This is a genomic window from Pseudomonas sp. HLG18, assembly GCF_051903985.1.
Taxonomy (GTDB): Bacteria; Pseudomonadota; Gammaproteobacteria; order Pseudomonadales; family Pseudomonadaceae; genus Aquipseudomonas; species Aquipseudomonas fluorescens_BT.
The window spans coordinates 1,758,842-1,772,094 of sequence record NZ_CP195831.1; the positions used below are offsets into that span (position 1 = coordinate 1,758,842).

Sequence of the window (13,253 nt, forward strand, 5' to 3'; positions counted from 1 at the left end):
TTGGCGATTCTCGGGCTCACGGCTGCCGACCTATCGGATGAAGGGGTTGAGGTTTGGCCTTGCAACTGGCCGGCCTTCCTCCTGTTCAACCGAATGTCCACGCAATGGCGGGTCGGCGCCGGGGGCGCCATCGGCCTCGATTACAACTGCATCCGCGACGTAGCCGGCTTCCTCGGCATCAAGAAAAAGAAACTCGCTGAAATCTTTCCTGACCTGCAGGTGCTGGAAGGCGAAGCCCTGCGCGTCATGGCGGAGGAAAGGGAAAACAGCCCGTAAGCACGGGCACTTATTCAAGGTGAGTCGATGAACATTTCCGAACTCGGCATCAAGATCGACTCGGCAGATGCAATCGAGGCAAAAACCAGCCTGGACGATATGGCGAAAGCTGGCGGTCGAGCAGAACAGTCCGCCGTTTCGCTGATGAACGAAATGCAGGCGCTGGAGAAATCGCTCTCGACCAGCGCCAAGACCACGCAGGACCTCGCGAAGCAGCGTGATGCGCTGGCAAAGCTGACCAAAACCGGTGCCTACGGCGAGGCTGAGGCCGCGAAGATCTCGGCACAGCTCGATAAGCAGCAGGTCGCTCTAGCCAAGTCGGCCATGGATGAGCAGAAGGCGCTCAATAGCCTGCTGGGTGCCATTGACCCGGCCCGCGCCGCGCTGGCTAAACTGGACACTCAGGTCGAGCAACTGGGTAAACACCTGGATGCCGGCCGGATCAGCCAGGACGAGTACAACGCCGCCCTGAGCAAGATCGACAAGGACTACGACAAGCTCAACAAAACCACCACAGGCTTCGACAAGCTGCGCCTCGGCACCCGTCAGGCGCAGGAAAACGTCGTGCAACTGGGAAATGCTTTGTCCTCAGGTGACTGGGGCAGTGGCGTCCGTGCGGTTGCTCAGTTGGGCGCCGGTGCAGGCGCCGGTGCTGCTGGGTTGCTCGCGATGCTTGCGCCAATCGCGCTCGCTACTGCGGCGGTTGGTGGGCTGGCATACGCCTTCTACAAGGGCAGCGAGGAGCAGGATAGCTACAACAAATCGCTGATCCTGACCGGCAACTATGCCGGTGTGAGCGCCGGACAGTTGGGTGACATGGCTCGCCAGGTCAGCGCTACGGTTGGCACCACTGGCCAGGCCGCAGCCGTGCTGGCGTTGCTGGCCGACAACGGCAAGATCGCTGGTGAGAGCTTCACCGGAATCACCCAGGCTGCCGTGTCGATGCAGGAAACCACTGGCAAGGCTATCAGCGAAACGGTGGCCGAGTTCGCCAAGCTCGCCGACGACCCAGTCAAGGCGTCCGCTGCGCTGAACGAGCAGTACCACTACCTGACGGCGTCGGTTTACTCGCAGATCGCCGCATTGGAGAAGCAGGGCGACCATGCCGGCGCCGTGAAACTGGCGACCGAGCAGTACGCTGATGCGATTAACGAGCGCACTCCACGCATTCTGGAAAACCTGAGTTTCTGGGAGAAAGGCTACAACGCCGTTGCGCGTGCCGCTGATGGGCTGAAGAACATCGGCCGACCGGATATCAACGCCGATATCGAGCAGGCTCGGCGCAATCTGGAATCGGCCCAGTCTGGCAATGTTGGTTTGTTCCAGAACAAGCAGGAGATGATCGATCTCTACCAGAATCGTCTCAACATGCTTGAGGATCAGAAGGCAGCGGAAGCCGACATCGCCAAGTGGCAGGGAGAGCAGGCAAAGGCCCAAGGCGATGCCGTTTCGTCGATGGCGAAAATCGACGCCCTGACCAAATCGGCATGGACGAACGAGCAAAAACGCACCGACGCGATCAAGGAGTACAAGCGGCAACTCGAAGACATTCGCAAGGTCGCACCCAACGATCCGCGCCTTAATCAGGCGGCGATCGACAAGAACCTGGCGAACATCAACGACCAGTTCAAGGATCCGAAAGCCGCTGGCACCCAGGTCGATCTGACCGGTTTCAACAACGCCAAAAACAATCTGGCGGCCATCAGCGAGGAGTACAAAAACGCCCAGAAGGAACTGGACGCGGCTCAGAAGGCCGGGCTCATTGCTCAAGCCGATTATGCCCTGAAGCGCGAAGCTCTGATCGGCAACGAGCGCGATGAAGTGACCGCAGCCTATGAGGCCGAGATCGCCGCGCTTGAAGCCGCAAAGGCGAAGAAAACCACTTCTGCTGCGCAAAGCGTTCAGCTCGACCAGAAGATCGCCGATGCGCGAGCCGGGATGGTCAAGGCGCAGAAGGAGGCTGACAGCCAACTTGAGGTTCTGGCCACGAACGAGACCGGTCGCCTTGCTCGACAAGAACGGTCGATCACGACCTACGTGCAGGCTCTGGCCCAGCAGCAGCGGGCTTTGGAACTGGCGGGACAGCGCGCCGTTCTCGGCGTCGGCCAGGGCGATCGTCAGAACGCGCTCAACAACGAGCTGAACAGCCAGCAAGACCGGTTCGCTCAGCAGTCGCTGGAGCTCGCAAACCAGAAGTCCGATCCGTCGCGGAATATGTCGGAGGAGGAGTTCACCCGTAAGTCGCGGGCGCTCGCCGACGCGAACAAGGCGGCCACCGACCAGATCCGGCAGAACTACGCGGATGTGGAGGCGGCGCAGGGTGATTGGACCAAGGGCGCAACCTCGGCCTGGGCCAATTATCTGGATTCGGCGAGCAATATTGCCGGCCAGACGAAAACCTTGTTCGGCAACGCCTTCAGTTCGATGGAAGACGCGATCGTCAACTTCGCCATGACCGGGAAACTGTCGTTTGCTGACTTCACCAAGTCGATTCTGGCGGACATGGCGCGGATCGCGACTCGGCAAGCCAGCTCGGCGTTGCTGAGCAGCTTGGTCGGTGCCGCAACCAGCTACTTCACTGGCGGTGGCGGCGGTAATGGGCTGGCTGCTGGATCTGCTGGCGCAACGTCGTCGAATCTCGGCGCTTCTTCGGCTGGATATTCCAGCAGTTACTTTCCTCAGGCCCTCGGCGGCGCGTGGTCATCCGGCGTGCAGATGTTTGCCAATGGTGGTGCCTTCACCAACAGTATCGTCAGCACACCGACCGCCTTCGGGATGGCCGGAGGCCAGTCTGGCGTCATGGGCGAAGCGGGGCCGGAGGCAATCATGCCTCTAACCAGGACCTCCAGCGGCAAGTTGGGCGTCATCGCGGCCGGCGGCGGATCCGGTACTGCAATCAGCATCAGCGCACCGGTGACGGTGGTCACTGAGGATCGCAGCTCCGAAGGGATGCAGATCGACCAGCAAGCCCTGTCGAAAAACCTCCAAACACAAATGCGAGCCGTGGCAGAAAGAGTCGTGGCCGATTCTTGGCAGCCGGGTGGTGCCAGCTTCCGACGTGCAAATGGGAGGGCCTGATGGCCATCGAGAAATTCACTTGGCCAACCGAGCGCGGGGAAACACCCGATATCAACTATCGGGTGCGCTCCTCGAGGTTCGGCAATGGCTACGCGCAGAACGTCGGCGACGGTCCGAACAACAAAGAAGACTCCTATCCGATCACCTTTGCCGGCCAGAAGGCCAAGGTACTGGAGATTATGGCGTTCCTCGATCGGCACGCTGGTGCGAAAGCGTTTCTCTGGACAACACCGCTTGGGGAGCTCGGCCTGTTCACCTGCAAAAATCCTGCTCCCACACCAATGGGCGGCGGTGTCTTCAAACTCACCGCCACGTTCGAGCGGGCATTCCAACCATAAGGGGCGATCATGCCGCTGATCAGTGACATACAGGTGCTTGAGCCTGGCAGCGAAGTGCTGCTCTTTGAATTGGACGGCACGGACTACGGCGCGGATGTTCTGCGCTTCCACGGGCACGCGATACCGCATACGGCGGCCGAGCTGATCGCCGCCGGCGACGACGCGGACCAGCTGCCGGCGAAGGCGATTTATTGGCAGGGCAACGAGTACAGCGCCTGGCCGATGCAGATTGAGGGCATCGAGGCGAATGGCGACGGCACGGCCGTGCGGCCAACCCTGTCGGTCGGCAACGTCAATGGGCGCATCACCGCGCTCTGTCTGGCGTTCGAGGATCTGCTCGAGTTCAAGCTGACGATGCGTCACACGCTTGGCACGTATCTGGACGCGGTGAACTTCCCGGCCGGCAACCCAACGGCAGATCCGACACAGGAGACGATCGAGGTCTGGTACATCGACCAGAAAACGAACGAGGACGGGGAGAATGTGAGCTGGGAGTTGGCCAGCCCGGGCGACGTCGGTAACGAGTCCATCGGCCGGCAGGCTACGACGCTGTGCCACTGGTGCCTCACCGGCGGCTACCGAGGGCCGAACTGTGGCTACACCGGACCGTACGTGACCAAGGACGGCGTCGTCACGGACAACCCTGAACTGGACGAGTGTGATGCCACCCTGGGCAAAGGTTGCATCCCGCGCTTCGGCGATGGGAACCCGCTGCCGTTCGGTGGCTTCCCGGCCGTTTCGCTGATCGCACGGAGCTGATATGCGCAAACACATTCTCAACGCGATCCAGGCGCACGCGGCGGCCGAGTACCCGAAAGAGTGCTGCGGCCTGCTGCTGGCTGTGGGCCGCAAACAGCAGTACTACCCGTGCCGCAACGTCGCCACTGAGCCGAACGAGGAATTTCGAATCGACCCAGAGGAGTACGCGGCGGCTGAGGATGTCGGCGAGGTGATCGGCGTTGTGCATTCGCATCCGGACGCCACCAGCCGCCCGTCACCGCGCGACCTGGCCATGTGCGAAGCGACAGCCATGCCATGGCACATCCTGAGCTGGCCCGAGGGCGACCTGCGAACTGTCATGCCTACCGGTGAGGTGCCGCTGCTCAAGCGCCCATTTGTACACGGCGCCTGGGACTGCTGGCAGGTCTGCGCCGATTGGTACAAGCGCGAGTGGGGGTTGGAGTTCGAAGCCTTCAAGCGGGCCGACGGCTGGTGGGAGAACAAGGAAAACCCCAGCCTGTACGAAGCGAACTACGAGGCCGCCGGCTTCTACCGCGTCGACCAGCCGCAGCGCGGCGACATGATCGTGATGGAGGTGGGGCGGACGGTTTACCCAAACCATGCCGGGATTTTCCTCGGCTCCGATCCGGCGTTGCCTAGTGAGTACGCCGCCACGTTCGGCCCAGGGCCGTTCCTGCTGCACCACCTGTATGGCAGGCCATCCGAGGTCATCGTTTTCGGTGGGCCGTGGTTGAACAAAACCAGATTAGTTTTGAGGCATCGGAACGCTCTATGATGGCATACGTCCCTCTATATCAAGTCATTTAATCTCGAACTGAATTTGTTAAGTGTTTATGTGTTGCGTGTTAATTGCGACTTTTCCATAGTTGAAATGGAAGGCTAAGGATTCGAACTAAAATACTCGTTGCTCGCTGTGCTCTCAATATACGGGCTCTCGGTTTAAGTTGGCTTAAACAATCCCTTAAAGCGCTTCTTCCTAGGCTCGGGACGAAGCCCTTGCCGGAAGCCAGCTCTTCAGGGTGTTTTAATGTAAGTCTCGCAAACTCTTCTGCAAATGGCATCGCATGCTTTGAAAGATATTCGCTTAAATAGTCCTCGTGTACGACATCAATAGCCCAAAGACGATCTTTCTGCCAATCGTCAGAGTCACCTTCATACTCATGGCGAGCAACACGAACCCATGGAGAGAGTTTTGCTGTTGAATTTGGTTTTTTTGAGTTGACGAGTACCATTGGTGCGTTTACTACAGCAATTGGAATGGTTAGCCCTGCCGAAAAGTACTGATATGTCGAACGGGGAGATCTTGAGTGTTCGAAATGGGCTGCAGCCTTAATTAAAGGCAAAACGATCCCGTTGTAGGACTCTTCTCCAGATAGCTCCAATGATTTTCCTGAGCGTCTAGCACACTTGCTAAATGTGCTAGATATAGGTGCGTCCGAAATGAATTTGTGCTTGTCTAGCCCTAGCGCCGATAACGTAGATATGGTCCAAGTAGACGGGTCGTCATCAGTGATTAACTCAATGCTCTCCGATTTTAAACCTGCAATCGTTGGAAAGTATTTTAAAGCGGGTGGGTGGTTTGATTCGAAAAAAATGAAAGGAAGATCTGACTGTTTGCACTCGATTAACAGATTTATAGCTGGCGTTACTTTTGGTTGGGGGTGGTGAATGTCAACAAGCCTTTTGCTGGCTAGAATATCTAATGACCGTAATGCACTACTGTCTCGATCCTTATATGACCATTCTTCTTGTATGTAAAATTCTGAGCTGAGAGTCTCAGTCACACGTGTTTGCAGTGGGTAGCCTGATTTAGCTATCGCCTCAAGCACGTCTGATTCATCTACACCTGCTGCAAGACAGTTGCGTGCTGGGTTTCCTACTACAGAATCCATAAATTCTTTTTCCTTAACCAAATGTTATGAAGCTGGAGCAGCATATCTTCATTAATTTCCGCGCGCCTCACCTAACACGGCTTCGAGAAAATAATGAGTTTTGCGTCTATTTGCCTCAGTAAGCCGAAAAGCTGTTAGTAGTCCATTTATTCTACGATCATCCGAACTGAGGTTGCAGTGTCAAGGGGGCACGGTGGTAGAGTTGACGATTTGCACACGAGTGACCTGCATGAAATTGATCGTAGGAGCGGTTTCGTTAGCGCTGTTGGCGGGGTGTGCATCGTCAGCTATCCCGGTTAGCCAGGCTGATCCGGTGCCGCGTGATGAGCTGTACGCGTTTCAGACCAAGCCAGCCGGCGAAAGCGGGAAGGTAACGGTTGTCCGGGACTCGGGAATGGTTGGATCTGGTTGTGACATCGTCGTGTACGTCGATGGCCGGAAGGCCGCGAAAATCGGTACTGGTCAACGCGCCTCCTTTTACCTGCCGCCGGGGAATCCAAGTATTGGAGCAGGTCTCGCTGGCTCCGGACTGTGCGGCGGGGCAGCCATTCGTACGATTTCTGCCAATGTGCAAAGTGGCAAAGAAAGCCTCTACCGAATCAGTGGAGACATGAGCGGCTTCTTTCTCGGACCGTATGTCGATTATCAATGAATCAATTCGCAATCAGCCGCCTTCGGGCGGTTTTTTTATGTCTGGAGAAAGTCATGCAATCGAGCGTTGATCACTATCAGCCGATGACTACGATCAAGCTGTCCGGATCTCTTGCGGCCAAGTTTGGCAGAGTTCATCGTCGAGTATTGGATTCTGGCCAGACCTGGGAAGCCTTCCGGGCATTGAAGGCGACGCTTGAGGGGTTCAAGGAGGAGATTCAGCGCCTTGCTCGGCTGGGCATGCGCTTCGCCGTGTTTCGCAATCGAAAGAACGTTGGCGAAGCGGAATTCGGCTTGGGTGGCGCAACCGACATTCGTATCGTGCCGGTCATCCACGGAAGCAAGAAGGCTGGGTTGATTCAAACCATTGTCGGTGCTGTCCTGATCGTTGCCGGTACGTTTCTTTCGACCACGCCATTTGGTGCGCCACTGATTGGCGCGGGTATCGGCCTTGTAGCCGGCGGCGTGATCCAGATGCTCAGTCCCCAAGCCTCAGGCCTGAAGCAAAGCGCCTCCCCCGAGAATGCCCCGTCCTACGCCTTCGGCAGCGCCAAGAACACCACGGCCAGTGGTAACCCGGTTCCGATCTGCATCGGCGAACGCCGGTGGGGCGGGATGATCATCTCGGCCTCGATCCTGGCGGAGGACAAGGCTTGACTTCCCCGAGCTTAAGTCAGTAGATTTGTGATACGTAGACGAAGTTGTAAGCAGGCGCCCCAAAGGCGCTTTTTTTGTGCCTAAAATTTAGCCCGAGCGACATCACCCGGATTGTCGCCCACTAAACCTTATACGTTCCAGAAATACAGTTATTGGCGTTTGAGATCGAAAATTCTCACCAGCGCCGAGCCAAAAAACTGTCGGGAAACAGACACCCTGAACCGGAAATGATCGATAGGTCATCCGGGCAGTAATGAGCCTCGGAAGCGCTTCTGCGCACCGGGGCTTTTTTGTGCCCAAGAATCCCTAAGGGGATACCCGTGCAGGCTAGGTTCGCTACCGAAAAGGGTCGGTTTCGCTCCGCCTACGCCCCTGCTTGCACAACTTTCCCAGGCGGAAGGAGCTCACCATGAACAACGTCATCCCATTTCATTACGAAGGCCAGGCTGTTCGGTTTAATAGCGAGGGCTGGATCAACGCGACGGATGTTGCGAAGCGCTACGGAAAGCGACCAATCGATTGGCTCAAGCAGGATGAGACCAAGCAGTACCTGAATGCCTTGGCCGACGCGCTTAATTGTGATCCTGGATCACTTTTAGAAACACGTCGTGGTCGATATCAGAGCGGTACGTGGCTTCATCCGAAATTGGCGGTCTCGTTCGCACGCTGGCTTGATCTGAAATTCGCCGTTTGGTGTGACCTTCATATAGATGCTCTGTTGCGCGGTGAGCTGGATGAAAAGCAACAGTTTGACCGGGCATGCAAGATTCTGGGGGACGCACAAGCGGTAGCCAGTCTTAGCGGAAAAGAACTCGCAAAATTCAGATGGAAAAAGCCGGAGCTAGTTCACCAAGTTGAATACTGGCGAGATCAGCTACAGCTCACCCTCGGACTCGACGCTGCGTAGCGCTGGGCAACGAAACCGGATACCCGCCATAAGCGGGTTTTTTTATGCCTGGAGGAAAGCATGGGTGCAGCGGAACAGATTGAGATCTACGGCGAGAAGGGCGGCAGTAGCAAGCCGAAGTCGCCGGTCGAAGCCAGCGACAGCCTGCGCTCGACCAACCTGGCAAAGCTGCTGATCGCGGTGGGCGAGGGCGAGTTCGACGGCGTCCCGACGGATTACGACATCTACCTGGACAACACGCCAATCCGCGATGCCAGCGGCAACTACAACTTCCCGAACGTGAAGTGGGACTGGCGCCCGGGCTCTGTGGATCAGACCTACATTCCGGGCATTCCGTCCGTTGAGAACGAGACGTCGCTGAACATTGAGCTGCGTAGCGACACGCCGTGGGTGCGCTCAATCAGCAACACCCAGCTATCGGCCGTGCGTATGCGCTTGGCGTGGCCGGCTCTGCAGCGTGTAGACGACCAGGGCAATGTTGGCGGTTACCGCATCGACTACGCCATCGACGTGGCCACCGATGGCGGCGCCTATAAGCAGGTGCTGACGGACGCGGTCGACGGCAAGACCACGACTCGCTACGAGCGCTCGCGCCGCATCGATTTGCCGACCGCCACTACGGGCTGGCAGATCCGCGTGCGCCGCCTGACGCCGAACCAGAACAGCAACAAGATCGCCGACACCATGCTGGTGGCCGGTTACACCGAGGTGATCGACGGCAAGCTGCGCTACCCGAATACCGCGCTGCTCTACATCGAATTCGACGCCGAGCAGTTCACCAACATCCCGGCCGTTACCGTGAAGTGCAAGGCCCGACGCTGGATGGTGCCGAGCAACTACGACCCGATCCAACGTACCTACACCGGGACATGGGATGGCTCGATGAAGTCGGCCTGGACCAATAACCCGGCGTGGATCACCTACGGTATCTGCACGAATGAAATGTTCGGCCTGGGCAAGCGCATCAAGCCGTTCATGGTCGACAAGTGGGAGTTGTACCGGATCGCCCAGTATTGCGACCAACTGGTGCCGAACGGCCTCGGCGGCCAAGAACCGCGCTTTCTCTGCGACATGAACCTACAGGGCAAGGCCGATGCCTGGTCACTGCTGCGTGACATCTCGGCTATTTACCGAGGCATGACCTACTGGGCTCAGGGCCAGCTGGTGATGCAGGCCGACATGCCGCGCGCGCAGGACTTCGACTATGTGTTCACCCGGGCCAACGTGATCGATGGCAAATTTTCGTACGGCAGCGCCTCGGCGAAGACCAGGTACACCCGCGCCCTGGTCAGCTACGACAATCCGGCCAACAACTACGACACCGATGTCATTCCGTTCGCCGACTTGGATCTGCAGCGTCGGTACGGCGACCGGCCGACCGAGCTGAGCGCCATTGGCTGCACCCGTGCATCCGAGGCCCAGCGCCGTGGCAAGTGGGCGATCCTCAGCAACAACCAGGACCGCACCGTGTCGTTCAAGACTGGCATGGAGGGCCTTATCCCGCTGCCGGGCCACATCATCCCGGTGGCGGATTCGCTGCTGGCGGGGCGTGAGGTCGGCGGGCGGATCTCATCGGCGGGCGGCCGTGTGGTGACGCTCGACCGTGACACCCAGGCCAAGGCCGGTGACCGGTTGATCCTCAACCTGCCTGGCGGCCGCGCCGAAGGTCGTACCGTGCAGAGCGTCAACGGCCGCGCCGTTACGGTGACCGTCGCCTACAGCGAGCCACCGGTCGCGCAGCTGCAATGGGCGCTCGACGCGGATGATCTGGCGATCCCGCTGTACCGGGTGCTGCGCACCAAGCGCACGACCGAAGGTGACTTCGAGATCAGCGCCTTGCAGTTCGAACCAAGCAAGTTCGCGCACATTGACACCGGTGCACGCCTGGAAGAGCGGCCGATCAGCGTGATTCCGATCACGGTGGTTCCGGCGCCGTCCAGCGTGACTGTTGCGTCGACGTCCTCGATTGTTCAGGGACTGGCCGTGGCCACCATGACCATCAGCTGGCCCGCCGTGGATGGCGCAGTCGGCTATGACGTGGAATGGCGCAAGGACAGCGGCAACTGGATCAAGGTGCAGCGCACCGGGATGACCAACGTTGACGTGGTGGGCATTTATGCCGGCGCCTATGTGGCCCGGGTGCGAGCGGTGAGCGCCTTCGACATCACGTCGCCGTGGCGTGCATCGATCCTGACCAACCTGAAAGGGAAGGAAGGGTTGCCGCCGGCAGTTTCTTATTTGAAAACCACCAGCAAGGTCTACGGGATTGGCCTCGAATGGGGCTTCCCATCTGGTGCTGAGGACACTCAGAGAACCGAAATCTGGAACAACAAAGTCAATGACCTTGCCTCCGCCGTGAAGCTTGCGGACTTTGCCTACCCGCAAGCCAGTCACGAAATTCAGAACATCGTGCCCGGCACCAGTCTGTTTTTCTGGGCTCGCTTGGTGGATCGTACCGGTAACGTAGGTCCGTGGTACCCGGCAGTCAACGGAGTCAATGGCCAGCCAAGTATTGATCAGTCCGAATACGAGAAATACTTCCTTGGGAAAATCCAGGCGTCGGCCCTGGGCCAGCAACTGTTCGAAGAGATCGGCAAGATTTCCGGAGACGGCACTGGCTCCGTCAATGGTCGTCTTGAAGCAGCCAGGCAGGAGCTCGAAACGCTCATTGGTGAGATTACGGACGCACTTGTCTATGACCCTACCAAGGCCTACGCAAAGGGCGAAATGGTTCGTCTGGAGGGGCGGTTGTTCTCGGCGATCAAAGCGGTGCCCGCCGGTACCACTCCGCCGAATGCGAGCTTCTGGTACGACATCGGCACCATTGCCGAAACCACCAGCGCGATGGTCTTGCAGATCCAGCAACACACCACGCAAATCGACACCCTTGACGGCAAAGTCACCGCACAGGCTTCCACGATGCAGGCGATCCGCGCCTCGCTTCGCGAAGATGACGGCTCGGGTGTATTGAACGATGCCCTGAAAGGCTGGAACAACACGGCCAGTATCGTCACGAATGAAAAGGTGCGGGTGGAGGAGGGCATTGCGCAGGCGATTCGCCTCACTACTATCGATGCTGAGGTAAAGGGTAACAAGGCGAGCCTCACCTCGCTTGAGTCGGCAGTGGTCACAGACCGAGAAGCCACGGCTCAAAAAATCCAGACAGTCACGGCTGCGACCAACTATGCCGCCGCCAAGGCGGAGACAGCCACCGTCGCCATATCTGGTCTGAATGGGCAGGTTTCGGCGCTCACCACCATCAAAACGTCAACCACTGTCAACGGGCGCACGGTGATGGCGGGACTGGCGATCGGTGTTGAAGGTCAGGAGCAAGAGTCGCAGATCCTTGCGTTCGCCCAGCGCTTCGCAATTCTCGATGAGGTCAGCGGGCAAATGGTGGCTCCGTTCGTAGTGCAGGGCGGTCAGGTGTTCATGAATACCGCGATCATAAGCGCAGCGTTCATCAAGGACCTGGTTCTTGGGATGACACTCCGCTCTGCAGCGGTGAACGCTCAAGGTCTGCCGTTGCTGGAAATCAATATTCCTGCCGGCACGCTGACACTCCGCAGCGCCGGAGGTGGCGGCTCGTCCTTACTCAACAATGATGGCCTCGCGGCGTTCGATGAGAATGGAACACTGCGGGCGAAGTTTGGGAGGCTTTCTTGATGGGGTACGGCCTAGGTACCTGGAATAAACAAGGTATTCCAGAGATTACTGAACACTCATTTACTGTCAGATTGGTATTTTCCGTTGTAGTCACGTTTGCCAACGTGAAAGGGACACAGGATTTCTCTGTTCCAGGGTGTAATCCAAGTAACGCCATGGCATTCGTATTGCCGATAAATACGCCCAAGAATACGGATCGGCAATTCGAAACGGAGATGCTAGAAGGCGTGGCTCGCGTATATAACTACACGCGCACATTTGACAGTAATCTTGCATTCGGCTCAATGCGGTTGTTTGTTGTGAGGTTTCGATGAGTGCTTTTGGCTTGAGTTTTACGAATAGCAGTAATGAAGTTGTGCTGGATTCGGAGTATGCGAGGCTTTGTGTAATATTTACGGGGCGATATTCGCCGAATTTTGGGCCGGGGAGTTATGGTTCTCTGGTTACTTTCCCGAGGCCCATCACTACCGTTGAGCAGCCTTTGATTTTTATCAGGCCCGACACGGTAAATGGGATTGTGCAGCTGGGTGCGACCGCTGCACTGCAAGGCAGCCCGGGTAACTGGACCGGCTTTGTAACGAGCATGTACAACCAGATCGGATTTTACCCGAACGGTCGCTATATCGTAGCGTCATTTGGCGCTCAGTCACTCGCTGAGTATGGCGTCAGGCTGTTCTCGGCAACGGGGCAGCCCATCTTCGATACCGGAACGCCAAGTGTGCAATTTACCCGTGCTTTCCAAAACTGGACTTACGTTATGACGGGCCGGGGGGACCAGGGTGAATACATCAATTACTACACTGTTCCTTTCGACTTTCCTGAAAATGAATACCTTTTATGTAATTCGTTTTCCATGCGAATGACGAATGCGGATAACGTGGGTCGAGGGCTGTATACGTGGTGGGATTTTCAAAAGAGGGTTTTATATGCGGTGACTATCGGCTTTTCTAACCCTTACGCGTTCTGGCTTCCTGCTATGTTTGCGAAGCTGGACGCATAACAGAGACCACACTTTATAAATAATTGCTGGCTTTAATTACCAGCGGG

Annotated in this window: 11 protein-coding genes; 10 read left to right on the forward strand and 1 reads right to left on the reverse strand. The window is 57.5% G+C overall.

All coding sequences use genetic code 11. The features are described 5' to 3' along the window. Positions 1 to 6: 6 nt before the first annotated feature. Genes ACSPX5_RS08135 through ACSPX5_RS08155 form a run of 5 tightly spaced genes read left to right on the forward strand, consistent with a single transcriptional unit; the run spans position 7 to position 5,208 of the window. Positions 7 to 276 (forward strand): DUF1799 domain-containing protein, encoded by a 270-nt coding sequence (locus ACSPX5_RS08135; RefSeq protein ID WP_439822014.1) that lies wholly within the window; start codon positions 7 to 9, stop codon positions 274 to 276. Positions 277 to 303: 27 nt separating this feature from the next. Then, positions 304 to 3,354 (forward strand): phage tail tape measure protein, encoded by a 3,051-nt coding sequence (locus tag ACSPX5_RS08140; protein ID WP_439821405.1) that lies wholly within the window; start codon positions 304 to 306, stop codon positions 3,352 to 3,354. After that, positions 3,354 to 3,692 carry a phage tail protein gene (locus ACSPX5_RS08145; RefSeq protein WP_439821406.1) on the forward strand — a complete coding sequence of 113 codons (339 nt, stop codon included), beginning with the start codon at positions 3,354 to 3,356 and terminating at the stop codon, positions 3,690 to 3,692. Before ACSPX5_RS08140 ends, ACSPX5_RS08145 begins: the two co-directional genes overlap by 1 nt. 9 nt (positions 3,693 to 3,701) lie before the next feature. Beyond that, entirely contained in the window at positions 3,702 to 4,451 is a 750-nt protein-coding gene (locus ACSPX5_RS08150) for a phage minor tail protein L (RefSeq protein WP_439821407.1), read from the forward strand. 1 nt (position 4,452) lies between these two features. Then, on the forward strand, positions 4,453 to 5,208 hold the full coding sequence (locus ACSPX5_RS08155) for a C40 family peptidase (protein ID WP_439821408.1): 756 nt from the start codon (positions 4,453 to 4,455) through the stop codon (positions 5,206 to 5,208). 70 nt (positions 5,209 to 5,278) lie between these two features. On the opposite strand, the gene ACSPX5_RS08160 is transcribed toward ACSPX5_RS08155, so the two are convergent. Then, positions 5,279 to 6,325: a hypothetical protein gene (locus tag ACSPX5_RS08160; RefSeq protein WP_439821409.1), complete on the reverse strand. Its 1,047-nt coding sequence runs from the start codon at positions 6,323 to 6,325 to the stop codon at positions 5,279 to 5,281. Between the two features lie 229 nt (positions 6,326 to 6,554). On the opposite strand from ACSPX5_RS08160, the gene ACSPX5_RS08165 reads away from it, so the two are divergent. The 5 genes from ACSPX5_RS08165 to ACSPX5_RS08185 all read left to right on the forward strand — a co-directional run bounded on the left by ACSPX5_RS08165 (position 6,555) and on the right by ACSPX5_RS08185 (position 13,206). Further along, positions 6,555 to 6,977: a hypothetical protein gene (locus tag ACSPX5_RS08165; protein ID WP_439821410.1), complete on the forward strand. Its 423-nt coding sequence runs from the start codon at positions 6,555 to 6,557 to the stop codon at positions 6,975 to 6,977. A 53-nt stretch (positions 6,978 to 7,030) separates the two neighbouring features. Then, on the forward strand, positions 7,031 to 7,633 hold the full coding sequence (locus ACSPX5_RS08170; RefSeq protein ID WP_439822015.1) for a tail assembly protein: 603 nt from the start codon (positions 7,031 to 7,033) through the stop codon (positions 7,631 to 7,633). A gap of 409 nt (positions 7,634 to 8,042) precedes the next feature. Next, the gene (locus ACSPX5_RS08175) at positions 8,043 to 8,540 is read left to right on the forward strand and encodes a KilA-N domain-containing protein (protein WP_439821411.1); all 498 of its coding nucleotides are present in this window, start codon (positions 8,043 to 8,045) and stop codon (positions 8,538 to 8,540) included. Positions 8,541 to 8,600: 60 nt separating this feature from the next. Further along, entirely contained in the window at positions 8,601 to 12,206 is a 3,606-nt protein-coding gene (locus ACSPX5_RS08180) for a host specificity protein J (protein WP_439821412.1), read from the forward strand. Positions 12,207 to 12,516: 310 nt separating this feature from the next. Beyond that, positions 12,517 to 13,206, forward strand: a complete 690-nt coding sequence (locus ACSPX5_RS08185) for a hypothetical protein (protein WP_439821413.1) — start codon at positions 12,517 to 12,519, stop codon at positions 13,204 to 13,206. Positions 13,207 to 13,253: the final 47 nt, after the last annotated feature.

Excerpts from the sequence above, each read along its gene's own strand:
- ACSPX5_RS08140 (WP_439821405.1), top strand. The coding sequence starts at position 304 with ATGAACATTTCCGAACTCGGCATCAAGATCGACTCGGCAGATGCAATC.
- ACSPX5_RS08145 (WP_439821406.1), top strand. The coding sequence starts at position 3,354 with ATGGCCATCGAGAAATTCACTTGGCCAACCGAGCGCGGGGAAACACCC.
- ACSPX5_RS08150 (WP_439821407.1), top strand. The coding sequence starts at position 3,702 with ATGCCGCTGATCAGTGACATACAGGTGCTTGAGCCTGGCAGCGAAGTG.
- ACSPX5_RS08155 (WP_439821408.1), top strand. The coding sequence starts at position 4,453 with ATGCGCAAACACATTCTCAACGCGATCCAGGCGCACGCGGCGGCCGAG.
- ACSPX5_RS08160 (WP_439821409.1), bottom strand. The coding sequence starts at position 6,325 with ATGGATTCTGTAGTAGGAAACCCAGCACGCAACTGTCTTGCAGCAGGT.
- ACSPX5_RS08165 (WP_439821410.1), top strand. The coding sequence starts at position 6,555 with ATGAAATTGATCGTAGGAGCGGTTTCGTTAGCGCTGTTGGCGGGGTGT.
- ACSPX5_RS08170 (WP_439822015.1), top strand. The coding sequence starts at position 7,031 with ATGCAATCGAGCGTTGATCACTATCAGCCGATGACTACGATCAAGCTG.
- ACSPX5_RS08175 (WP_439821411.1), top strand. The coding sequence starts at position 8,043 with ATGAACAACGTCATCCCATTTCATTACGAAGGCCAGGCTGTTCGGTTT.
- ACSPX5_RS08180 (WP_439821412.1), top strand. The coding sequence starts at position 8,601 with ATGGGTGCAGCGGAACAGATTGAGATCTACGGCGAGAAGGGCGGCAGT.
- ACSPX5_RS08185 (WP_439821413.1), top strand. The coding sequence starts at position 12,517 with ATGAGTGCTTTTGGCTTGAGTTTTACGAATAGCAGTAATGAAGTTGTG.